The organism is Geodermatophilus telluris (assembly GCF_900102745.1).
Lineage (GTDB): Bacteria > Actinomycetota > Actinomycetes > Mycobacteriales > Geodermatophilaceae > Geodermatophilus > Geodermatophilus telluris.
Genome location: NZ_FMZF01000002.1, coordinates 186,224 through 208,962 on the forward strand (window position 1 = coordinate 186,224; position 22,739 = coordinate 208,962).

Annotated in this window: 18 protein-coding genes; 11 read left to right on the plus strand and 7 right to left on the minus strand. The window is 74.6% G+C overall.

All coding sequences use genetic code 11. The features are described 5' to 3' along the window. Positions 1-50: 50 nt before the first annotated feature. Positions 51-1,640, minus strand: a complete 1,590-nt coding sequence (locus BLQ97_RS06070) for a tyrosine-protein kinase domain-containing protein (protein WP_175471620.1) — start codon at positions 1,638-1,640, stop codon at positions 51-53. Between the two features lie 170 nt (positions 1,641-1,810). Here BLQ97_RS06070 and BLQ97_RS06075 point away from each other — a divergent pair, with 170 nt between their 5' ends. Next, positions 1,811-3,085 (plus strand): O-antigen ligase family protein, encoded by a 1,275-nt coding sequence (locus BLQ97_RS06075; RefSeq protein ID WP_091364293.1) that lies wholly within the window; start codon positions 1,811-1,813, stop codon positions 3,083-3,085. On the opposite strand, the gene BLQ97_RS06080 is transcribed toward BLQ97_RS06075, so the two are convergent. Next, positions 3,071-3,835, minus strand: a complete 765-nt coding sequence (locus BLQ97_RS06080; RefSeq protein ID WP_091364295.1) for a WecB/TagA/CpsF family glycosyltransferase — start codon at positions 3,833-3,835, stop codon at positions 3,071-3,073. The genes BLQ97_RS06075 and BLQ97_RS06080 overlap by 15 nt on opposite strands. Continuing rightward, positions 3,832-6,162, minus strand: a complete 2,331-nt coding sequence (locus BLQ97_RS06085) for a hypothetical protein (RefSeq protein WP_139173484.1) — start codon at positions 6,160-6,162, stop codon at positions 3,832-3,834. Before BLQ97_RS06085 ends, BLQ97_RS06080 begins: the two co-directional genes overlap by 4 nt. 587 nt (positions 6,163-6,749) lie before the next feature. On the opposite strand from BLQ97_RS06085, the gene BLQ97_RS06090 reads away from it, so the two are divergent. Further along, entirely contained in the window at positions 6,750-7,346 is a 597-nt protein-coding gene (locus tag BLQ97_RS06090) for an arsenate reductase/protein-tyrosine-phosphatase family protein (protein WP_217637077.1), read from the plus strand. A 105-nt stretch (positions 7,347-7,451) separates the two neighbouring features. Here BLQ97_RS06090 and BLQ97_RS06095 read toward each other — a convergent pair whose 3' ends face one another. Further along, on the minus strand, positions 7,452-8,834 hold the full coding sequence (locus tag BLQ97_RS06095; protein ID WP_245691898.1) for a sugar transferase: 1,383 nt from the start codon (positions 8,832-8,834) through the stop codon (positions 7,452-7,454). A 447-nt stretch (positions 8,835-9,281) separates the two neighbouring features. Between BLQ97_RS06095 and BLQ97_RS06100 the strand changes: the two genes are divergently transcribed. Continuing rightward, a complete protein-coding gene (locus tag BLQ97_RS06100; protein ID WP_245691900.1) occupies positions 9,282-10,793 on the plus strand; it encodes a sugar transferase in 1,512 nt (503 codons plus the stop codon). Positions 10,794-10,831: 38 nt separating this feature from the next. Here BLQ97_RS06100 and BLQ97_RS24160 read toward each other — a convergent pair whose 3' ends face one another. Both BLQ97_RS24160 and BLQ97_RS06105 read right to left on the minus strand, forming a co-directional pair. Then, on the minus strand, positions 10,832-10,963 hold the full coding sequence (locus tag BLQ97_RS24160; protein WP_281181375.1) for a hypothetical protein: 132 nt from the start codon (positions 10,961-10,963) through the stop codon (positions 10,832-10,834). A gap of 163 nt (positions 10,964-11,126) precedes the next feature. Then, positions 11,127-12,203, minus strand: a complete 1,077-nt coding sequence (locus BLQ97_RS06105; protein WP_091364305.1) for an LCP family protein — start codon at positions 12,201-12,203, stop codon at positions 11,127-11,129. A 165-nt stretch (positions 12,204-12,368) separates the two neighbouring features. Between BLQ97_RS06105 and BLQ97_RS06110 the strand changes: the two genes are divergently transcribed. The 7 genes from BLQ97_RS06110 (at position 12,369) to BLQ97_RS06140 (ending at position 21,005) form a co-directional block, all read left to right on the plus strand. After that, positions 12,369-13,259, plus strand: a complete 891-nt coding sequence (locus BLQ97_RS06110; protein WP_139173486.1) for a hypothetical protein — start codon at positions 12,369-12,371, stop codon at positions 13,257-13,259. 89 nt (positions 13,260-13,348) lie between these two features. Beyond that, positions 13,349-14,668: a UDP-glucose dehydrogenase family protein gene (locus BLQ97_RS06115; protein ID WP_091365710.1), complete on the plus strand. Its 1,320-nt coding sequence runs from the start codon at positions 13,349-13,351 to the stop codon at positions 14,666-14,668. Between the two features lie 580 nt (positions 14,669-15,248). Beyond that, positions 15,249-16,535, plus strand: a complete 1,287-nt coding sequence (locus tag BLQ97_RS06120) for a hypothetical protein (RefSeq protein WP_091364307.1) — start codon at positions 15,249-15,251, stop codon at positions 16,533-16,535. A gap of 202 nt (positions 16,536-16,737) precedes the next feature. After that, the gene (locus tag BLQ97_RS06125) at positions 16,738-17,631 is read left to right on the plus strand and encodes a glycosyltransferase family 2 protein (RefSeq protein WP_091364309.1); all 894 of its coding nucleotides are present in this window, start codon (positions 16,738-16,740) and stop codon (positions 17,629-17,631) included. Between the two features lie 215 nt (positions 17,632-17,846). Continuing rightward, a complete protein-coding gene (locus tag BLQ97_RS06130) occupies positions 17,847-18,068 on the plus strand; it encodes a hypothetical protein (protein ID WP_091364311.1) in 222 nt (73 codons plus the stop codon). 340 nt (positions 18,069-18,408) lie between these two features. Beyond that, a complete protein-coding gene (locus tag BLQ97_RS06135) occupies positions 18,409-19,584 on the plus strand; it encodes a glycoside hydrolase family 16 protein (protein WP_091364313.1) in 1,176 nt (391 codons plus the stop codon). Positions 19,585-19,733: 149 nt separating this feature from the next. After that, the gene (locus tag BLQ97_RS06140) at positions 19,734-21,005 is read left to right on the plus strand and encodes a glycosyltransferase (RefSeq protein WP_245691902.1); all 1,272 of its coding nucleotides are present in this window, start codon (positions 19,734-19,736) and stop codon (positions 21,003-21,005) included. Here the strand turns inward: BLQ97_RS06140 and BLQ97_RS06145 are convergent. Then, a complete protein-coding gene (locus BLQ97_RS06145) occupies positions 20,957-21,544 on the minus strand; it encodes a metal-dependent hydrolase (RefSeq protein WP_175471621.1) in 588 nt (195 codons plus the stop codon). The genes BLQ97_RS06140 and BLQ97_RS06145 overlap by 49 nt on opposite strands. 373 nt (positions 21,545-21,917) lie before the next feature. On the opposite strand from BLQ97_RS06145, the gene BLQ97_RS06150 reads away from it, so the two are divergent. Then, entirely contained in the window at positions 21,918-22,694 is a 777-nt protein-coding gene (locus tag BLQ97_RS06150; RefSeq protein WP_091364320.1) for a glycoside hydrolase family 16 protein, read from the plus strand. Positions 22,695-22,739 lie beyond the last annotated feature (45 nt).

A 22,739-nucleotide genomic window follows, 5' to 3' on the forward strand; every position in this document is an offset into this window, starting at 1 on the left:
GTCTCGTCCGCTGTGTGCAACGGTGACCGACAGGAGGGGCGGCCGTCTGCTCACGGTCGGTCTGCCGTCTCCTCGTCCTCGGCTGCGCGTGAGGTCGACTGCGGCCGTTCAGCCGACGCGACCGGGCGTCCGTCCCCCGTGCCCGCTGTCGCTGTCCTCCCGTCATCCGCCGATGGAGGACCGTCGACTCCGCTGGCGGCGACAGCGGTCTCGGGAGCGGAACCGTCCGCTGCAGCCGCGCGTCTGCCGGCCCGTGAGCCGGAACGGTGCGCGGAGCGTGGACGGTCCGGCGGGTCGTCGCTGTAGCCGTACGCGTACGCGCCGGTCGTCCGGGCACGAGGCGGGACCATCGTCAGCACGGCGCCCAGCACGCTCGCCCCGACACGGTCGAGGACCTCCCGGCTGGACTCCAGGGCCTCCCGTGGTGTCTTGCCGAAGCGCGCACAGATGACGACCCCGTCGACCCGCGACGCGAGACCCACGGCGTCGGCCACGGGGAGGAGGGGAGGTCCGTCCACCAGGACCACGTCGCTGCGCGTGCGGAGCTGGGCGAGCACCTGGCTCATCGCCTCAGACGACAGCAGTTCACCGGGGTTGGGTGCCTTGGGGCCGGACGCGAGGACCTGGAGACGACCGTCGCCGTGCGGCTGGAGCACGTCGTCGAGGTCCGCGGTCCCGCTGAGGATGTTGGTGAGGCCGACACCGGTGACCCTGCCGAGGTAGCGCGCCGCTCGGGGACGGCGGAGGTCGGCCTCGACCAGCGTCACGGACAACCCGGTCTCACTCAGCGCCAGAGCGAGGTTCACCGTGAGCGTGCTCTTGCCCTCCCCGGCCAGGGGGCTCGAGACGAGGATCACGCGAGGAGGCTGGTCGACGCGCAGGAACTGGAGGTTGGCGCGCACCTGGCGGAAGCCCTCGGCCACACGGCTGGTGTCGTAGGGGCGCATCACGTGCGCCTCGGCGAGCTGGGCGTCCGTCACGATGTCCCCGATGACGGGGGCGCCCACGGCCGTGGCGGTCGCGTCGTCGTCCTTCACGGCTGTGTCGCGCCGGCCGCGGAGAACGGCCGCGCCCATCCCGGCCAGCAGACCCAGCGCAGCGCCGAGGGGGACGTCGCGCGCGGTACGCGGTGAGCTGGGCTCCGTCGGCAGCTCCGGGCTGGCCACGACCGCGATCCGGACGGGGGAGGTGGTGGCGTCCTCGGGGGTCTCCAGCCGTGTGACGAGCTCACCGAACTCATCCGCCACCGAGGAGGTGATGGCGAGGGCTCGCTCCGGCTCCGGATCGGTCACCGTGACGTCCAGCAGTACCGTCTCGGGCACGACCGTGGCCTCGATCTGGGACTGGAGTTCATCCGGTGTCGTCGCGAGGTCCAGACGGTCGATCACGGTGGCCATGAGGTCCCGGCTCTCGAGCAGCTGGGCGTAGGAGGCCACCCGTTCCTGGGAGAACTGGCTCCCCTGGACGGCGGTGGCCAGGTCGTCCGTGCCGACCGTGGACACGAACAGCCGGGTGTTGGTCTCGTAGAGCGGGGTCGACGCCATGACGACCGCTGTCGCCAGGCCTGCACCCAGGAGAGCGCCCAAGACGGCCAGCCACCATCCGGCCCGCAGCGCGCGGATGTACTCGGCGTAGGGCATGCGGTTCTTGTCTCCCTCCAGCAGGACGGACGAGGTCCCACGATCGCAGTCGTCAGCCAACACCGCACGGGAGGCGGCCGCCTCGCCCGAACGGGGGAAGTCGCCGAGTGCGCGCCCGACACCGTCGTCAGGGACACGCGCAGGCGGAGCCGGCCTCCTACCCTCCATCTGTGCCACAGGCTCCTGCCGGTCGAGCGGACACTGCGCCGCAGGCCCTGAGCGCGGGTTTCGTCCGCGCCTACGCCGCCATGTGGGTCCTCGGGTTGGGCTTCCTGTGGTGGCCTCTCCTGCTGCTGCGGACCCTCGGCGTGCGCCGGCGTTCCCGCCCACCGCAGTTCCTACCGGCGGCGATCGTCCTCTGTCTCGCGCTGTCCCTGCTGGTGGCGGTCCTGCGCGGGGCGGAGTTCGGCCGTGTCCTGGGAGCCGGCTACAACATCGTCGTCTGGGTGAGCCTCCTGGCGCTCACCACCGTGACCATCGACTGGCGGTCGCTGTCGAGGGGGATCGCCCAGCTGGCGGGTCTGCAGAGCATCGCCGTCCTCGTCGCCCTGGCGACGCACCCTCTCCTGAGCGAACTGCGTCTGCCCGCGGCGTACGTCCTGCCGGGGGCCATCGCCTCCGACCCTGCGTTCGAGAGCTTCACCACCGTCCGCCTCGTGCGGGTGGACTACTTCGGTGAGACGGTGCTGCGTGCGGCCGGCTTCTTCGGGAACTCGACGTGGGCCGGCGCCCTGGCGGCGCTCGGGATCCTGGTGACACCTGCGCTCCTGCGCGGCGCTTCCCGGCGGGCCGTCCTCGGCTACGGCGCCCTGCTGGCACTGGACGCGGTCACCCTCTACCTGTCCTACTCGCGGAACACCTGGCTCGGTCTGGCCGCCGCCGCGGTGGCGGCAGGCGTGCTCGTCCTGTGGCGGCGCCAGCAGTGGTACCTGCTCACCGCCCTGGCTGCCACCACGGTGGGTGCCGCCGTGTACGTCATCAGCACCGTGGACTTCACCGAGCTGTTCGCGAACGTGAACAGCGTCCGTGAGGGGTCGCTGGACGCGCGGACGGCCATCTACTCGTTGACCTGGCAGGCCGTCGTGGACTCGCCCTTCCCGCTGCTCGGCAGCGGTGTGAAGGAGCGCGTTCCCGGCCTGGTGGCGAGTCTGGGCACCCACGGCACCTACCTGGGGCTGCTCTACCGCGGTGGTTGGTTGGCCGTCGTCCTCCTCGTCCTCTGGCTGGGCCTGCTCGCCCTGCGCGCGTGGCGGGCAGGGACGCCGCTCGCCCTCGGTGGGGTCGTCTTCGCGACCGTCTGGTTCGTCGCGGAGGACCTCGACGCGGGCCACCTCGCGCCCCTGGGCCTCGTCGTCGCGCTCGCGGTCCTCGGAGGGGGGACCGGCTCACGCTCGTCGGTGTCGAGGGACTCTCCCAGGTCCGTCGTGGAACTACCGACGCCCTGAGGTCGCGACCCGGCTGGCACGGCGCACAGCGATCACAGCGGCCAGACGGGCAGTCGTCAGTGCTCCACGTGCGTACCGGCCGAGCAGTCGGCGTGGGTGTTGCCTGAGCCGCCACACCCACTCCAGGCCTCGTCCCCGGAGAGCGGCCGGCGCACGCTGCTCGTGCCCCACGACGAAGCCGAACCAACCTCCGCAGGTCAGGTAGACGGCCGGCGGGAGGGCCTCGCGCAACGCGCTCAGGAAGAGCATCTCCCTGGGTGAGCCGAGCCCGACGATCACCACGTCCGGTCGCGTCGTGTGCAACCGGGCGACCAGGGCGTCCGTGTCCACGTCGTACCCGCTGACCGCGCCGACGACGTCGAGCCCGTGATCACCAGCCAGGCGTTGTCCCGCGGCTTCGGCCAACCCCGGAGGTCCGCCGATGAGGAAGACGCGACGCCGTCCCGCGTCGGCGTGCGCCTGCAGGACCCTGGGGCCGAGGTCGGTCGTCGGTGCCCGTTCGACGGAACGCGCACCGCTGAGCCGGGCCAGGAGCACGATGGCTGCCCCGTCGGCATAGGTGAGGTCGCCGGACCGGTAGGCGTCGACCACCCGCGGGTCCGTCACCGCGTTGAGTCCGCCCACGTGCAACGCGAAGGCCAGGACCGGTGCAGTGGCGGCCTCGGACAGGGCGACGACCACGTCGTCCTCGGTCGCGTCGACCACGGGCACACCGGCCACGTCGACGGTGGGCAGTCGGGTGCTCGTCATCCGGTCCCCCCGGTGATCTGGAGCAGGCGTCCCTCCCAGGAGACCTCCTCTGCGGGCAGGTGGGGCAGGACCCCCGGGTCCTCGACCAGGTCGCTGAGGGCGGCCACCGCTGCAGCGTCGTCAGCTGGGAGCGCGGTCACGAACCCCGCCAGCGACGCGGGGACGGCGATGCCGCGGACGGCCACGCGGAACCCGACGAGGGCGTTCACGAGCTTGGCCGGGGTGATGGTCCCCGCGCGTGCGCCCCGATACGCGAGCACGGCCACGCGCCAGTGGTCGATGCGCCGCGGCAACTCGTCGACGGGGACCGAGGGGAGGCACTCGACCCCGGCCGCCGTCAGGCGTTGACGCGCAGCGGGCGTCTCGATCGGCCCGATCGTCTGCACGCGCACGCCGGCTCGGCTCAACGCGCACAGCAGGTCGATGTCGGTCTCTTCACGGACCGCTCCGAACCACCCGGCCACGTGGTCCCGGGCCATCAGGTCCGGCCAGGAGTGCGCGAGGAAGGCGGTGTCGGCTGCGGGGAGCACCACGGGCACCGGGCGGTGCAGCACGCCCTCGAGCTCGCTGGCCAGCGCCGGGTTGTCGCTGACGACCCGCCACTCGGTCGGTAGGGCGATCTCCGCCTCCCGCGCGCGGCGGGGTGGGTGCCAGTGCGCCGGCGCGCGCGACCAGTCGACGACCGCGTCATAGGTGACGCGCGCACCGTGCCGGGCGAGTTCGTGCGCGAGACGGAGGTAGGCCGGCGTCGGCGCGTACAGGACGACGTCCAGGGACGCTCCCCGTCCTGCCTCACGCACCACCCGACGTGCCTGTGCCCGAGCCCATGCACCCGCGGAGAACAGGGACAGCGGCGTCGGCCGCACCAACCGCACGGCCGGTGGGGGAGGGGTCGGTGCGGGTCCGAGCTCACCTCCGCGGCGGCGCAGGAGGTGGCCGACGATCTGCGCGAGGCTCCTGGGCTGGCTCTCCACGAACACCACGGAGCCGCGGTCGGCGGCCGCGACCGCGATGCTCTGGTGACGTTGCCAGAGATAGTCCCACCTCACGGTCGCGAGCAGGACGAGGACGGCGCGGTGTCCCGGTCCGCCGGTCGGGGCCGAGTGGTGGTCGTGCCCGCCCGTCGCGGACGGGCGGTGGTTGCGACGCCGGACGAACCACGCCAGCGCGGCGTACGCGACCGGCGTCACGGCCGCGATCAGGACGTAGGACCGCGTCGTCACGGCGACCACCAGGGTCACCACCATCGTCGCCACCGTGGCCACGAAGGCGGCCACGCCGACGTACCGGGTCAGGCCGAGGTGGGTCGCGCGGGCCTGCGTCTGCAGGAACCAGGCCTGGGGGACGGCGCTGAGCGCTGCGATGGCAGCGACCGGCCAGAGCGCCTGCGGCTGGTAGGAGGAGGGCAGCAGCACCAGCAGAGCCGGTCCGGCGACCAGCGCCCCGGCCGTCGCCAGTGCCGTGACGCTGAGCATCTGGTCCCGGCGCGCGGTCGGCTCGTCGCGCATGAGCCCGGGGAGCCAGTGGTTGGTCAGTGCGGTGCCGGCCAGAGCGGCCAGGTTCCCGACCGCGTACGAAGCCTGATAAGGAGCGAGGGCGGCCGTGCCGAGGGTGGCTCCGATGACCAGCCGGTCGCCCATGGCGAGTGCCACCGCAGCGGCACCGGAGACGGCGAGAGGCAGCGACAGGGTCACGCGCTGCCGATGAAGTGACGCGGCGGTCCTGCGGAACCAGTCGCGAGGTGCCCAGCGGAGACTGACGGACACCGCCACGGCCACGCCGACCGTCCAGGTGAGCAGGTACGCCGTGAGCGAGCCGGTCCACAGCGCCGCCGCAGCGGCCAAGGAGACGGACAGGGGGCCGATGGCCACCGTGAGGGCCGCCCACACGGCGGCGAGACCCCGGGTGGCCACCAGGGTGAGGACGATCGAGGCAACGGCGTTCAGTGTCCCGAGCAGGCAGACGAAGACGGCGATCCTGCTCCCGGACGCTGCGGCGACCACGGTGCTGACCAGTCCCAGGCCGAGCACCGGAAGGACCGAGCCACGCTCGAGGTGACGACGAGGCCCGTCCGCGGCCCAACTCGCGACCAGGCCGGGGAGCCCCAGGGCGATCACGGTGGTGGCGATCTGCTGACTTGCTGCGACCAGGGCGATGTTGCCGTAGTCGCTCCGGCTCAGGGCGCGGGTCAGGACCGGGATGAGGGCCGCACTGATCAGCGCCTGCACCCCAATGGCGACGAGGTACAACGCCTGCTTGCCCACGAGCCGCGTCGCCAGCTGCCGGCGACGTGAGGTCAGGTCGGGCCCTCGACCTGCAACGGCCACCCGCCGACCTCCGCGATCCACCTCCGAAGCCCCCGCTGTCGGAGTCACCTGCCCGGACGATAGATCGTCCGGGCCCCGCGCGCCCACGAGGCCCAGCCCGCCCCCCTCCGTCGAGGAGGTCGGGTCGGACCACTCGACGGGGAGGGGAGCTGGCTCACCGGGGCACGCGCCGGTGTCTGACCAGCGGCCCGCAGGTCCGGCACGTGGACCCGGAGCTGGTGGCGGGGGACGGCGGTCGCCTGGGCGCCTCGTGACCAGGCCGTCCCGTCCTATCCTCTGTCCTGGTGGCCGGGGGTCCTCGGCACGTCGTCACACGAGCCGCACGGGGGTCCGGCCATGACGGTGGTCGAGGGTCGCGACGTCCGGAGCCGTGGCGCGGGACCCGTCGCCAGTGCTGGGTGGGTGCGGTCCACCGGCCGGACCGAGGGTGCGGGCGACTGGGTCCCCCCCGCCGGCCCCGTCCATCGCGCCGTGCTCGGGACGGCCCTCCGGAGGACCACCGCTGCCGTCCTCCGTGAGGCCGGACCCCACTGACGTCGCAGGAGCGTCCGTTGCGCCGGGACAGGTCCTCCCCGTCACGTCTCACCGTGCTCCTCGTCTGCACGGGCAACATCTGCCGCTCCGCACTCGCCGAGCGACTCGGTCGCGCCTACCTCGACGAGGCGCTCGGCGCGCACGCGGACGAGGTCGTGCTGGTCAGCGCTGGTGTGCGTGCGGTGGTCGGTTCGGCCATGCACCCCCACAGCGCGCTGGTGCTCCGCGGCCTCGGTGGGGATCCGGAGGGGTTCCGGGCCCGACAGATCCGCGCGGCGACGACCATCGACGCCGATCTCGTCCTCACGATGACCCGGGAGCACCGCCGCGAGGTCCTGGCGCTGGCTCCGCGCACGCTGTCGCGCACCTTCACGCTCCGGGAGGCTGCGGACCTCGTCCGCTCGGTCGCCGCCGATCCGCCCGGTGCCGTGCTGGCAGACCGGGCCCGCACCCTGGTGCGCGAGCTCCACGACGCACGTCCTCGCCGACAGAGCAGCCCTGACGACGACATCCGCGACCCGATCGGCCTCCCGCTGGACGTGCACCAGGAGATCGGTGAGGTCATCGCCGCGGCACTCATCCCGCTGCTCGAGCGGATCGCAGGGCTGGCCGGACCCCGGACGTCCGCGGACGCCCCTGACGTGGCGTGAGGTCGGCAGCTCCACGTGGAGCACCGCCCCATCGACGCAGCGCCGGGACACGAGCCGGCGCCCCAGGATCGGCGGAGGGCGCGGCCGGCTCCGGCGGCTGAGCCCTCAGTAGGCGCCGGCGCCGCGCAGGACCGCCCCCGCGGTCTTCGCCAGGATCATCAGGTCGAGCGCCAGCGACCAGTTCTCCACGTAGCGGACGTCGATGCGCACCGAGTCGTCCCAGGAGAGGTCGGAGCGGCCGCTGACCTGCCACAGGCCGGTCAGCCCCGGCTTGACCAGGAACCGGCGGTGCATGTCGACCCCGTACTGCTCGACCTCCTTGGCCAGCGGCGGACGCGGGCCGACCAGGGACATGTCGCCCCGCAGCACGTTGATCAACTGCGGGAGCTCGTCGATCGAGTAGCGGCGCAGCACGCGTCCGACGCGAGTGACCCGTGGGTCGGACCTCATCTTGAACAGCACGCCGTTGCCCTGGTTCTGGGCCGCCAGCTGCTCGACCAGGCGCGGCGCGTCCTGCACCATGCTGCGGAACTTCAGCATGGTGAAGGTCGTCCCGCACCTGCCGACCCGCTCCTGCCGGAAGAGCACGGGACCCGGGCTGTCCAGGCGTACGGCCACGGCGACCGCCAGCAGCGCCGGCGCCAGGAGGAGCAGCCCGAGGGCGGCCACCGAGCGGTCCACGAGGTCCTTCGTGACCCGGCGGACGCCGGTCAGCTCGGGACGCTCCACGTGCAGCAGCGGCAGGCCGGCGACCGGTCGGATGTGCACCCGGGGTCCCACCACGTCGGTGACCGCAGGGGCCAGGAGCAGCTCGGCCTCGGTGTCCTCCAGCTGCCACCCCAGTCGCCGGAGGACCCCACCGTGGATCTCCGGCCCGGGCAGCACGGCGACCGTGTCGACCTCGAACCGCTGGACGACGTCAGCGACGTCGGAGACGCCGCCGAGGACGGGCAGGCCGTTGAACGCGTCGGCGCCGCTGGACTGCTCGGAGGCCGGCAGGCAGCACCCGATCACCCGGTACCCCTGGTGGGGAGACCGTTGCAGCTGCTCGTCGAGGGCGGCGATCGGTTCGCGCGAGCCGACGAGGAGCGTCGTCTGCAGGTTCTGTCCCTGCTGGCGTTCCCGGCGCAGCCAGTGCCGGTGCGCCACCCGCCCCAGCAGCGTGAGGATCGTGGCCAGGGGCAGCGTCACGACGACGAGGCCGCGGGCCACCTCGAGCTGGAGGCCCCAGGACACCGTCGCGACGACGGCGAGCACCGCGACGGCCGCGTCCAGCACGCGGCGGTACTCCTCGACGCCGATCCAGAGGAACCGCTCCTCGTAGGTGCGGGCCAGGACCATCGCCGGCGTCCACACGACCGGGACGAGCAGCGCCTCCCACAGGAGCGGCCGCGGGTCGTCCGCCGCGAGCACCTCGAACCACAGCACGTATCCGACGAGTCCGGCGAGGGTGGCGAGGACGGCGTCCAGGACCGCTGTCCGCCACACGTACCGACGGCGCCACGCCCGCCGTGCCGCGGTTCCCTCGCCCCGGATGCCGGGGGCGAACAACTCCCAGCCGTCCCGGGGGGAGGGCGGGGAGGCGGACCGTCTCGAGCCGTGGACGCTGGTTGCGGACATGGCCTCACTCCCCGTTGACCCCCGTGGCCGGCGGGCGTCCAGCCAGCTGGACGCCCGCGCCGTGTCATTGCGCCACGGCGGTCACCACTTGACAAACTCGGGGAGTTCCCATCACGCCAGGTCAGGGTGCCGTCACGGAGGCGGTACCGAGCGGTGCGCCTGGCTCTGCAGAGGACCGCCCGGCGCGGCGCGCGGAGTGATCCTGGTCCCATTGCGCGCCATACGGCGGCGCACAATCGATATGCTGCCGGCGTCGTGGTGACGCGCTCGCGGGCCCGACAGTCCATGCACGCCAGCGCTGTACGGGGGTCAGCCGTGTCCTTGCTCGCTGTCCGCGACCAAGCGGTCCAGCACCCGACCAGGTCGGTCGACGCCGGCTGGTCCCGCTTCGCCGGTCGACTGCGCGGCGACGGGACCGTCGCCCGACGTGCGTGGCGCCGCACGTACGTGCGCCGCGCGCTCGTGCTGGACGCCGCCTCCGCCGTACTGGCCGCGGCTGTCGGCTACCTCGTCCGCTTCGGCCCCAACGGCAGCGAGGTCACCTACGCCTCCATCGGTTTCGCCCTGGCCCTGCCCATGGCCTGGGTCCTCGCGATGCTCGTCGGCCGCGCCTACGAGGAGCGCTTCCTCTGGGTCGGTCCCGAGGAGTTCCGCCGTGTCTTCGACGCCGCGGTCCTCCTCCTCGCCGCGGTGGCCACGGTGTCCTGGGGACTGTCGATCGACGTCGCCCGGGGCTTCGTCGTCGTCGCCCTGCCCCTCGCCACGGTCCTGACGCTCATCGTCCGCGTGGTGCACCGCCAGTGGCTGCGCCTGCAGCGCGGCCGCGGCAGGCACCTGCAGACGACCCTCCTGGTCGGGCACCGCAGCGGCGTTGCGGCCCTCGACGAGCAGATCGACCGCGAGGCCCACCACGGGCTGAAGGTCGTCGGTTGCTGCCTCCCCACCGGGTCCGCGCGGGGGGCCGACGCCTTCAACGGACTCCCCGTGCTCGGAGGGCTCGACCAGGTGGCCGCGGTGGTGCGTGAATACCAGGTCGACACCGTCGCCGTCCTGCCCTGCCCCGAGCTGGACGGGGCGGCGCTGCGCCGGCTGGGCTGGGACCTCGAGGACACACCGGCCGAGCTGCTGCTGGCGCCCGCCGTCACCGAGATCGTCGGCCCGCGGGTGCGCATCCGGCCGGTCAGCGGCCTGCCGCTGCTGCACGTGGAGCGCCCCGAGCTCCGGGGCGTGCGCCGGCTGACCAAGGAGGCGTTCGACCGCACCAGCGCCGCCCTCGGCCTCCTGCTGCTCCTCCCGCTCCTGCTGGCCGTGGCGGTCGCCGTCAGCGTGACGAGTCGCGGTCCGGTGTTCTTCCGCCAGGAGCGGGTAGGTCGGGACGGCGTGCCGTTCCGGATGGTGAAATTCCGCAGCATGGTGGTCGACGCGGACCGCATGGTGGACGCGCTGGCCGCCGGGACCGACGGGAACGGCGTGCTCTTCAAGAAGAAGGTCGACCCGCGGGTCACCCGCGTCGGGCGCGTGCTGCGCCGCTACTCGATCGACGAGCTCCCGCAGCTGATCAACGTGCTGCGGGGCGACATGTCCCTCGTCGGCCCGCGCCCGCCGCTGGCCAAGGAGGTCGAGCAGTACGGGGTCGACATGCACCGCCGGTTCCTGGTCAAGCCGGGGCTGACCGGCCTGTGGCAGGTCAGCGGCCGCTCCGACCTCTCCTGGGACGACTCGGTGCGCATCGACGTCCGCTACGTGGAGAACTGGTCCCTGGCCTTCGACGCCATGATCCTGTGGAAGACCGTGGGCGCCGTCCTCCGGGGCTCCGGCGCCTACTGAGCAGGAGCGGCGGCCTGGCGGGATCCCGCCCGGACCCCTCAGGCGACGACGTGGCGCAGCGCGGTGCGGGCCGGCCCGACGCCGCACAGCGCGGCCACCAGCAGGACCGGCCCGTGCTCGGCGACGAGGACGGTGAGGGCCAGCCAGGTCGAGCCCAGGAGGAAAGCCACGACCGGATCCTGGGGGTCCGCACCGGGCCGGGGTGCGCACGCACGAGGTGTTCGGGGCGCGTGTGAGCCGACGTGGTTGCGGTGGCGAGCGGGACGGTCCGGGGGCACCACGGGCAGCGCCGGCCCCTCCCGTCACCCGGGTGACGGGAGCGACGGCGGTGGGTCAGCGGGGCACGTCGGGCAGCGCCTGGGCGGCGAACTCGTCCGCGTTCTGCGACAGGGTGTCGTTCTGCAGGTAGGCCCACATCCGCTGGCCGCCCACCCGGTCGAGGTAGACGACGCTCGCCGGGCCCTCCATGCCGGTGCCCAGCACCGGCGCGGTGAAGGAGTCGACCGCGTCGGGCCGCAGGTCCCGCATCGAGTAGGCCAGCCCCAGCAGGTCGGTGTCGGCGAGCGAGTCGTCGACGGCGACCGAGCTGGTCACCGCCAGCAGCGCGGCGTCGAGGCGGCCCGGGTCGGTGAAGGTGTCGGTGGTCAGCAGCTGGCTGAACACCGCCTCGATGAACTGTTGCTGCCGGCGCACCCGGTCGAAGTCGCCGCCGGGCAGCCCGTAGCGCTGCCCCAGGTACCAGCGCGCCTGGTCACCGTCGAGGTGGTTGACCCCCGCCGGGAAGGTGTACGGCCCGTTGCTGGTGGTCTCGGCGACGACGACGTCCACCCCGCCCAGGTCGTCGGTGACCTGGATGATCCCCTCGAAGTCGATCGCGACGTAGTGGTCGATGCGCACCTGGGTCAGCTGCTCGACCGTCTGGACGAGCAGCGCGGGCCCGCCGTAGGCGTAGGCAGCGTTGATCTTGGTCGTCCCGTGGCCGGGGACGTCGACCCAGGAGTCGCGGGGGATCGACACCAGCTGGGCGTGCTGCCGGTCGGCGGAGAGCCGGGCGATCATGATGGCGTCCGACCGGCCGCCCTCGGCGATGCCGGCGTCGGCGGTGGCCCGGGTGTCGGTGCCCACGAGGAGGAAGGTGACCGGCTCGTCGCCGGCCTCGGTGGCCGGCGTCGCCGGCGCGGGGCGGGCCTGCTCGTCGAGGCCGGCGAAGACGTCGGCCACCCGGTCGATGTTGCCCGCGTAGCGGTCGGTCAGGTACCACAGCCCCCCGCCGGCCAGCACCACCAGCACGGTGACCAGGACGCCGAGGGCGACCAGGAAGCGGCGCAGTCCGCTCCTGCGCCGCGGCGGCTGCGTCGTGTCCGGCTCGTCGACGACCAGCGTCGACCCGTCGACCCGCTCGTTCTCCATCTGGACCCCCGTGACTGTCGGGCACCGACGCTACGGCGCGTGGGCGCCGGCCGGACCGGGGAGCCACTCCTCGGGGTGAGGCCGGCGGCGGGCGGTGTCGGGACCCGTCCGTCCCACGTGCCCCGCCCGACCCTCCTGAGGGGGCGGTCGCTCAGGTCCGGCCCGGTGGGTGCCGATGACGTCACCGTGTGGACCTGGATCGTCGGTGGGCTCGTGGTGTGGGCGCTCGTCGCCGCCGTGCTGGGCGTGGTGATCGGCCGGAGCATCCGGCTGGCCGACGTCCGGTCGCCGGGCACCCCGGTGGACCGGCCCCTCCCGGCCGCGGCCTCCGACGGCGTCGTCACCCGGCGGGCCGGTGCCCGACGGCGCATCCCCCTCTCGCCCGTGGGCGTCGGCCTGGCCGCCACCGCCGTGGCGCTCGAGACCGCCGGCTTCGTGCTGCGGCTGACCGACGCCGACGGTCCGCTGTCCCGGGTGCTGTCGATGGACGCGCCGTCGTCCCTGCCGCGCCTGTACGTCGCCGGCCTGTTCGCGGCTGCCGCGCTGGCCGCCGTCGCCGCCGCGGGGCGCACGCCCGCGCGTCGCGGCTGGTGGCTGGCGGTCGGGCTGGTCGCCGCCGGCATCGCCGTCGTCAAGGCCGGTGGCACGGTCCACGAGGACGCCGTGCACGCCCTGACCGAGCGGCTGGGTGCCGCGGGCGCCGTGACCGTCGGCGTCGCGCTCCTCGCCGTCGTCCTCCTCGTCCTCGCCGTCCTCACCCGGGCCGAGCGGCGCGACCGGCGCCGGGTCCTGGGCGCGCTGGCGGCCTACGGCGTCGCCTCCGTGGGCCTCTCGGCCGTGTCGGCGGTCGCCGGCAGCTGGGCGGTCACGGCCACCTACCTCGAGGAGTCCGGTGAGGCGCTGGCCGGCGTCGCCTTCCTCGTCGCCGTCCTCGTCGGCGTCGCGCCCCGGCTCGTCCTGCCCGCCGACGTGGTGCTGCGCCGCCGTGCCGACGCCGAGACCCTGGACGCCACGGCGGTCCGGCTCCCCGGGCAGCGCGGGGCCACCGGCCGCTGACGGCCTCCTGAGGGGAGGTCCCACCCAGCGCGGCCGCCACCGGGGTGGTGCACTTCGACGACGACGTGTCCCGAGGTGGGGAGGCGAGGATGCGGATCTCGGTGATCGGCTGCGGCTACCTGGGCGCCGTGCACGCGGCCTCCATGGCCGAGCTGGGGCACGAGGTGGTCGGCATCGACGTCGACCGGCGCAAGGTCACCGCGCTGTGTCAGGGGCGGGCGCCGTTCTACGAGCCGGACTTCCCCGAGCTGCTGCGCCACTCGCTCGGCTCGGGCCGTCTCTCCTTCAGCACCGAGATCGACGACGCCGCCGACGCGGACGTGCACTTCCTCTGCGTGGGCACCCCGCAGAAGCACGGGGAGTACGCCGCCGACCTGCGCTTCGTCCAGGCCGCCGCCGAGTCGTTGCTGGCCGTGCTCCGCCCGGGTCAGCTGGTCGTCGGCAAGTCCACCGTGCCGGTGGGCACCGCCGCCGAGCTCGCCGCCGTGTTCGCCGAGAAGGTGCCCGGGGCGCTGCTGGCGTGGAACCCGGAGTTCCTCCGCGAGGGCTTCGCCGTCCACGACACCCTCGAGCCCGACCGGCTGGTGTACGGCCTGCCCGCCGGGGACGACGGCGCGACCGCCGAGCGCCTCCTCGACGACGTCTACGCCCCCATCGTGGCCCGCGGCACCCCGAAGGTGACCACCGACTTCGCCACCGCCGAGATGGTCAAGACCGCCGCCAACTCCTTCCTGGCCACCAAGATCTCCTTCATCAACGCGATGGCCGAGCTGTGCGAGGCCACCGGCGCCGACGTCAAGCAGCTCGCCGACGCCATCGGCTACGACGACCGCATCGGGCGGAAGTTCCTCAACGCCGGCCTCGGCTTCGGCGGCGGCTGCCTGCCCAAGGACATCCGCGCCTTCATGGCCCGCGCCGGCGAGCTCGGGGCCGATCAGGCGCTGACCTTCCTGCGCGAGGTCGACAACATCAACATGCGCCGCCGCATCCGGATGGTGGAGCTGGCCCGCGAGGTCCTCGACGGATCGCTGCTCGGCAAGCACGTCGCCGTCCTCGGCGCGGCGTTCAAGCCCGACTCCGACGACATCCGCGACTCCCCGGCGCTCAACGTCGCCGCCCAGCTGCAGCTCCAAGGCGCGGTGGTGCGGGTGACCGACCCCGCAGCGGTGGACAACGCCCGCCGGCTGTGGCCGCAGCTGGACTACGCGCCCACGCCGGAGGAGGCCGCCGCCGGCGCGGATGCGGTGCTGGTGCTCACCGAGTGGAAGCAGTACCGCGAGCTCGACCCCGAGGGTTTCGGACGAGTGGTGCGGCAGAAGCGGGTGCTCGACGGGCGCAACGCCCTCGACCGGGAGGCCTGGACCGCCGCCGGCTGGACCTACCGGGCCCTCGGCCGCCGGACCGACTGACAACCCGGTCTCCACCACGGGACGGACGGTTCCGTCCCACCAGGCATGGCGCGCGCCGCGCCGTGCCCTTACCATCCGGGGCACGAGGGGACGCCCACCCAGCGCGGTGGACGTGGGAAAGGCTGTGCGGTGCACGCTCCGGGCGAGGACCAGCTACCCAGTCGGCGCGCCCTCCACCCTCACGACCCCCTTCCTGCTGACCGGCCGCGCCTGCGGGCGGTCGAGGACCCGCTCCCGCCGACCGGCCCGCCGTGCACCTGCGGCCACGGGAAGACGGCCCACGAGCACTACCGGCGGGGCCGGGAGTGTGCCCTCTGCCGCTGCTCCTCCTACCGTCGTCGCAGGTGGTTCCGCCGCAACCGCGCATGAGCCAGCGCTCCGGGACAGCCGGGACGACTGCCCACGGACGACGCGGCGACTACGGAGCGTGAGACACGCCAGGGGTGCACCCAAATGGGACCCCTCGACCAGTTGAACGACGGACCAACACCACGCCAAGGTCGTCACCGGGTGTACCCGGCTCCTGGCCGGGTGCCCCGCCGCGGTGCGACCGGCGCGCCGAGGTGGCGAGGAGGGCAACGTGCTGGTCGACGAGGACTGCGGAGGAGCGCTCGGCTCCGTCGCGGTGCCCGTCCCCGGCCGCGGCCCGCTCCGCCGGACCCTCGGCCGCGGTCTCGCGCTCCTCGTCCTCCTCGCCGGTGCCTGGCTCCTCCTCGCGCTCGTGGGCGGTACCGCCCGCGCCGACGACGCCGTGCCGGCCGCCGACGACGCCTCCGCGGGCTGGGGAGACGACGGCAGCACCGGGCACGCGACGTCCGAGCCGGTCGAGGAGCCGGCCGGGACGTGGCCGGTGGCCGCCGAGGACCCCGTGCCGGTGGAGCCGGTCACGACGTGGGAGCCTGCGGACCCGGTCGAGCCGACGCCCGTCCCGGACGCCCCGGCTCCGGACGCCCCGGTGACGGAGCCCGAGCCCCCGATCGCCGCCGAGCCCCCGGTCGCCGCCGAGCCCCCGGTCGCCGCCGAGCCCTCGGTCGGCACCGACGCCGGCACCCCGGACGCCGGTACCCCGGGGACGACGGACCCGGCTCCCGCCGCCCCGGCCACCCCGACGGAGCCGGTCACCACCGAGCCCGTCCCGACCGAGCCAGGCACCACCGACCCGACCACCACCGAGCCTGCCCCGACGGACCCGGCCGTCCCGACGGACCCCGCCGCGACCGACCCCGCCACCACCGACCCCGCCACCACCGACCCCGCCACGGGGGCCGCGACGGCCGGCAGTGTGGGCGCCGGGGCCCCGGCGACCACTGACGAGGCCACCGGCGACGCCGCGCCCACCGCCGGGCCGGACGTGCTCGCGATCCAGGCCGACGCCCCGCTCGCCGCGGCGGAGGCCGGCCCGGCCGACCCCGCCGGGACGCCGACCTGTGACGGCAGCGAGGACCCCGCGGCGCCGGCCCCGGCGGAGACGGCCGCACCGTCCCGCGGCGGTCACGACGACACCACGACGTCCGTCCGGCGCGAGCCCCCTGCGGGTCCCGCCCCGGACGGTGGCATCGAGGTCGCCGCCGCGCCCGCCTCCGTCGCCCCCTCGACGGCTCCTGCCGGCGCTCCCGCACCCGCTCCTCCGCTCCCGCCGCCGCTCCCGCCGGCACCGCCGGCGGTGCCGGCGGGCTCCTGCGTCACGGGGGCCGGCGGCAGCTACGCCGGCACCGGCGGGGGGCAGAACGGTGGGTCCGCGACGGACCTCGCCGTCCTCGGCCGGGGTCTCCCGGCCCCACCCCTGGCCGCTCCCGGCCTCCTGCACGGCTCTGCCGTCGACCCGGTCACCCACCGCGCCGACGAGCCTGGTTCGTCTCCGGACTGAGACGCACGGGTGGGTCCCACGGCCCACCCCTGCCCCGTGGTCGTGCTCCGGCACCCCGCCCGGCACCACACCTCGGCCCGCCCCCCAGCGCCACCCCGGCGCTCCCGCGCCACCGTCCCGTGGACCCGTCCCGGTCCCGGCGGCGCGGACGAGGCAGCGGCCGCAGTCCCCGAGACCGCGCACCAGCACCGAGAGCTGAGACATGACCGACACGCAGAGCCACACGCCCGTCCGCATCCCGGCCCAGCCGGGCCCGCAGGCCCGCATCCACCACGTCCCCGTCCGCACCGCGGCGCCGCGCGTGAGCGTCGTCATCCCCACGTACAACGAGGCCCGGAACCTGCCGCACGTCTTCGCCCAGCTCCCCGCGGGCCTGCACGAGGTGGTCGTCGTCGACGGCCACAGCGTCGACGGGACCGTGGAGGTGGCCCAGGCGCTGCGGCCCGACGTCCGGATCGTCCGGCAGAACCGCCGCGGCAAGGGCAACGCCATGGCCTGCGGCTTCGCGGCCGTGACGGGCGACGTCGTGGTCATGCTCGACGCCGACGGCTCGGCCGACGGGCAGGAGATCGAGCGCTTCGTCGCCGCGCTGTCGGCCGGCGCCGACTTCGCCAAGGGCACCCGCTTCGCGGGCGACGGCGGCAGCAGCGACATCACCGCCGTCCGTGCGTGGGGCAACCGGTGGCTCAACCGGATCGCCAACGTGCTGTTCGGCACCCGCTACACCGACCTCTGCTACGGCTACAACGCGTTCTGGACGCACTGTCTGCCGGCGCTCGAGCTCGACCCCGGCACGCAGACCGACGACGCGACGCTGTGGGGCGACGGCTTCGAGATCGAGACGATCATCAACACCCGCATGGCGAAGGCGGGCATGAAGATCACCGAGGTGCCCAGCTACGAGCACCCGCGGCTGCACGGCACGAGCAACCTCAACACCTGGCGGGACGGGCTCCGCGTCCTCCGGGCGCTGGTGGTGGAGCGGTGCAACGGCCGGGGGCGCGCCGTGCTCGCCGAGGTCGGCCACCTGACGCCGCGACGGGAGGACGGCGCCGTGGTGGAGGGCGCCGCCCGGGGCTCCAGCCGGACGGCGTGACCGCCCGCGGCCGCGCGGCCGGCGTCCCGCCACCACGGGGGCGGCGGGCAGTCGGCGGACCGCGGCCGCGGAGCGGTGGGGCCGGTGGGGTGTCCGGTGTGAGTGGTCCCGCTGGAGGGTGACACCTACAGCGTGTCACTGTCCAGTAGCAGAGCGGAGGCCTAGGTTGATCCCGTCGGACGCGCCCCCCGGGGCCGAACCCCCAGGAGGTCGCCATGCAGCCGGTCCGTACCGCCCCGCCCGTCGAGAGCCCCGCCCCGCGGCGGTCCGCCGTGCGCCTGGCCGCCGCGGCAGCCGCTCCTGTCGCCGCCGCGTGCGACTGCGGGCACGGCAAGCAGGCCCACCAGCACTACCGCCGGGGGAGCGACTGCGCCTTCTGCGGCTGCGCGCGCTACCACCGTCCGCTGCTGCGCCGCCTGATCTCGCTCGCCCGCTGAGCCACGCGCCACCGCGCGACCTGCGAGGGCGGGCCGGCCCGGTGCCCGGAGCGGGCGCCGACCGGTGACCGGCGGGTCCCCGGGTGCGGCCGGTGCCGGTGGGGCGCGTGTGACGACCGTGGCGAACGAGGTGGACGAGCACCTCGGGACGGACGGGTCCGCCCCGTCCCCCTCCGCGGCGGCCGCCGAGCGGTCGGGTCGCCCCTGACCAGGCCCGGAACGACGCGGATCTCGGCCAGGTAACGGCCGGGTGCTCAAGATCTGCCCGAAGTCAAGCGTGAGATTCATCAAGCTTGTGCGGACCGTGTTCGGGCAATGACAGACAGCTACTGTCAACGACATGCAGCACCGCGCGCCGCGTCGCCCCCGGTTCTTCGTCACGACCTCGGTCATGGCCCTGCTCGTCGGCAGCGGCGGCGTGGTGGGCGGTCTGCTCGCCGAGAGCGCCCCGGTGTCCCAGGAGGCCGCCGTGAGCAGCCCCGACCTCGCCGAGGCCGCCCGGACGCGGTGGCAGGACGCGCAGCGCGCCTCCCGCGAGGCCGCCTCCCGTTGGCCCGGGGGCGGTCGGCCGTCGACGCCGACGACCACGCCGGCACCCACCGCTGCCGTGCCGCCGACGACCGCGGCACCGGTCCCCACCGCCCCTGCGACGCAGACCCCGACCGCGAGCGCCACCCCCGTCCCGACGACGTCGGACCCCGCGCCGGCCGCCACGCCCTCCAGCCCCGCGACCGGCGGGACCGCCCCCACCACGCAGGCCGGCAGCGGCACCACCGGCGGGACCACGAGCGGCAGCACGGGCAGCAGCACGGCCGTCAGCCCCGCGGTCAGCGCCGCCGGCTTCGACTCCGTCGAGGAGTTCGCCACGCCGGTCCCGGCCGGTACCTGGCCGTCCGACGGCCGGGCGCCCACGGCCTACCCGAAGTACGTCTCCTACCGTGACGGGACCTCGAACACCTACTACCCGTCGCAGGTGCTCAGCGTCCACGACGGCGTCCTGGACTGGAACGTGCGCAACAGCATGGGCGCCGCCGTCCTGCCCTTCGGGTACCAGGGGTTCACCTACGGGACGTACACGGTGCGCATGCGGACCGACAACTTCCCCGACTACCACATCGCCTTCCTGCTCTGGCCGAACACCGACAAGTGGACCCACGAGCTCGACGGCCCCGAGTCGGACACCGACAAGACCAACCCCTACTCGGCGGTCCTGCAGTCGACCGACCCGGTCCGCTTCCTGCCGTCGGACCCCAAGCCCACGACGCCCATCTCCTGGAACGCGCCGGAGTTCCACAACTACACGTGGCAGTGGGGCCCGGACTTCGTGGCCTTCTACCAGGACGGCGTGCAGATCTCCCGGGTGACGAGCAACGTGCCCAACCAGGGCATGCACCCGGTGATGCAGGTCGAGTTCGAGAAGGCGGGCGTCAAGCCGGCCGCGTCCATCTCCGGCCACGTCCTCGTCGACCGCGTCATGTACGACCCGAGCTACACGATCGCGGTCCCCACCGTCTGAGGTCGCGGGCTCACCCCTTCGGGCGGGGAGCCGCCGCTCCCGCCCGCCCCGCGCGGTACCGTCCCGGGGCCCGGCCGCCGGAGTCGGGGCAGGGGACGAGAGGGTGGACGGTGACTCCTCAGCAGGCGCCGGGGACCGGGGGGAGCGCCGTGCCCGCCCTGTGGTGCGGCGAGCTCGAGCTGGCCGGCGAACCGGCGGTCACCGGCATCCGCGCCTACGCCGGCCAGCGCCGGGCGCGGGTCCTGCTGCGGCTGCACGGCGACCCGCTCGGCTACCTGGAGGTGCCGGTCACCGGTGCCGGCCCGGACGCCGCAGAGGTGGCCCGCACCGGCGCCGAGCGCCACGTCGGGGCGATCGCCGCCCACCTGGCCGCCGAGGGCGTGGACTGGACCGTCGGGGACCCGGTGCCCGCCCCGGCGAGCGGGTGCCCCGGCCGGTTCGCCTCCGACACCGAGGTCACCGTCGTCGTCTGCACCCGGGACCGGGGGGAGGCGCTGGCGGAGTGCCTCGAGCGGCTGGCGGCCCTGACCCACCCGCACCTGGAGCTGCTGGTCGTCGACAACGCCCCTTCCGACGACAGCACCCGCCGGGTGGTCGAGTCCTTCGCCGCCCGGGACCCCCGCTTCCGGCACGTGCTGGAACCGCGGCCCGGGCTGTCCCGGGCCCGCAACCGCGGCCTCGCCGAGGCCCGGGGCGCGGTCATCGCCTACACCGACGACGACGTGGCCGTGGACCCCGGCTGGGTCCAGGGCCTGCTGCGGGGCTTCGCGCGCCGGGCCGACGTGGGCTGCGTGACCGGCCTGGTGGCCACGGCCGGCATCGACACCGGCGAGGAGGCCTACTTCGACGCCCGCGCGGCCTCCTGGTCGACCCGCTGCGAGCCGGAGATCTACGACCTGGCCGGCGACGCGCGCGACGACGCCCTCTACCCCTACTCGGCCGGGATCTTCGGCACGGGCGCGAACTTCGCCTTCGACACCGCGATGCTCCGGGAGCTCGGCGGCTTCGACGAGGCGCTCGGCGCGGGTGCGCCGACCCGCGGCGGTGAGGACCTCGACGTGTTCGTCCGGGTGCTCCGGGCCGGCCGCGCGCTGGCCTACGAGCCGGCCGCCGTCGTCTGGCACCACCACCGCGCCGACCCCGCCGCCCTGCTGCGCCAGCTGTACGGCTACGGCACCGGGCTGACCGCCTACCTCACCAAGTGCCTGCTGCAGCGCGACGTCCGCCGGGACGTCATCCGCCGGGTCCCGCGGGGGCTCGCGCGGGTGGTCCGGATCCGGCAGGCCACCGACGAGCGGCTGGGGGAGGGGGCGCGGGCGCCGCAGGGCGCGCTCGCCAGCGAGCTGCGCGGCTACCTCGCCGGCCCGGCGCTCTACCTCCGGGCCCGCCGGGAGGTCGGGCGCAGCCGCGCCGGCGCGTAGCCGTCGTCCCGGCGGGGCCCCCGCCAGGCCCGCAGGGCGACCACGCCGACGGCGGCGACCAGCACGCCCGCGTAGACCGGGTACGGCAGGTGCGCCGACGTCGGCAGCAGCGGCCAGAGCAGGGGCACGCCGGGTCCGGAGGCCAGGTCCCGGACGACGTGCAGGACCACCCCGAGGGCCAGCCCCGCCAGCCGGGTGCGCTGCGCCCGCCAGACCCCCGCCGCCACGAGCAGGACCAGCACCGTGGTCACCGAGTGGCTGACCGGGCGGCCGCCGTCGGCGGTGACCTCGGCCCCCAGGTAGAGCGGCACGTGGTCGAGGTCGATGAGCACCGCCCCGGCGAGGGCCCAGAGCACGAGCCGGCGGGACCGCACCCCGGCCGCGGCCAGCAGCAGCCCGGCGGTCAGCAGGTGGGCCGGCTCGTCGAGCAGCGCCTCGGCCGGCACCGACCAGTGGCGCAGGGCGAGCAGCCGGTCGATCCCGAGGACGGCGACGAGTGCCGCGACGGCGCCGAGGACCACACGGGCACGGGCCGCCACCCCGCCGTCCTGACCGGCGCCACCCGGCAGCGGGCGCCCGTCGATCCCTGCCACGGTCCTGCACAACGCGCGGGCTCCGCCCGGTGTCCCCCGCGACGCCGTGGCCCCGGTCACGTGGGCGGACCGTTACCACGATCGTTGCGCTCCGTAGCCGAGCCCGGCTCGGACACGCCGTCCTCCGGTACCCTGGAGCCCGCAAGGTGACGGACAGCTACCTGAGGAGCCCCCCATTTCCGGAGCAGGCCCGGTCCTGGACCCGCACGAGACCGGTGCCGGCGGGACGCCCCCCGCCGGTGACCCCGGGGGCCGGGCGGCCCGTCGTGCACGGGCGCTGCTCGCCGGCGTCCGCCCCCGCACCTGGGTCGTCGCCGGGATGGTGCTCGTCCTGCTGGTGGGGGGTCTCGTGTGGACGTCGTGGGACCGGCACGACAGCACGATGCCCGTCGGCGACCTGGACGGCTGGCGGCAGACCTTCACCGAGGACTTCCAGGAGGACGTGCCGCTGGGGTCGTTCCCCGGCGCCCCCTACGAGGAGAAGTGGACCGGGTACCAGGGCTTCACCGACACCTCGGGCGAGGGCCGGTACGAGACCGCGCACGTCGTCTCCGTGCAGGACGGCATCCTGGACATGTACCTGCGCACGGAGGACGGCACGCCCCTGGTGGCCGCGCCGGTCCCGCTGGTCAGCGGTTCGTGGGGCGGCCAGCTCTACGGCCGGTTCGAGGTCCGCTTCCGGGCGGACCCGGTGACCGGCTACAAGACCGCCTGGCTGCTGTGGCCGGACTCCGACGAGTGGGCCGACGGCGAGGTCGACTTCCCGGAGGGGCCGCTCGACGGCGAGTTCTACGCCGCCAACCTCTGCGTGGGCGAGCCGGGCACCTTCTGCTACCGCAGCGAGGACCTCGCGACCTTCACCTCGTGGCACACCGCGGCCATCGAGTGGACGCCGGCGGGGGTGACCTTCTACCTCGACGGGGAGGAGGTCGGGCACTCCGACGAGAGCCCGTCCAAGCCCATGCACTGGGTGCTGCAGACCGAGACCGACCACGGCGAGCCCCCGGCCTCGTCGTCCGGGCACGTCGAGATCGACTGGGTCACCATCTACGAGATGACCCCCGACCACCCGGACGCCGAGCAGACCGCGTCCTGACCGGCGCCCCGGGCCGGCCTCCCCGCGCCACCGGTCGGGGCGGCG

Bases quoted from the DNA above. Each gene is read 5' to 3' on its own strand.
- BLQ97_RS06070 (WP_175471620.1), bottom strand. From the start codon at position 1,640: ATGCCCTACGCCGAGTACATCCGCGCGCTGCGGGCCGGATGGTGGCTG.
- BLQ97_RS06080 (WP_091364295.1), bottom strand. From the start codon at position 3,835: ATGACGAGCACCCGACTGCCCACCGTCGACGTGGCCGGTGTGCCCGTG.
- BLQ97_RS06105 (WP_091364305.1), bottom strand. From the start codon at position 12,203: ATGGAGAACGAGCGGGTCGACGGGTCGACGCTGGTCGTCGACGAGCCG.
- BLQ97_RS06115 (WP_091365710.1), top strand. From the start codon at position 13,349: ATGCGGATCTCGGTGATCGGCTGCGGCTACCTGGGCGCCGTGCACGCG.
- BLQ97_RS06125 (WP_091364309.1), top strand. From the start codon at position 16,738: ATGACCGACACGCAGAGCCACACGCCCGTCCGCATCCCGGCCCAGCCG.
- BLQ97_RS06130 (WP_091364311.1), top strand. From the start codon at position 17,847: ATGCAGCCGGTCCGTACCGCCCCGCCCGTCGAGAGCCCCGCCCCGCGG.
- BLQ97_RS06135 (WP_091364313.1), top strand. From the start codon at position 18,409: ATGCAGCACCGCGCGCCGCGTCGCCCCCGGTTCTTCGTCACGACCTCG.
- BLQ97_RS06150 (WP_091364320.1), top strand. From the start codon at position 21,918: ATGGTGCTCGTCCTGCTGGTGGGGGGTCTCGTGTGGACGTCGTGGGAC.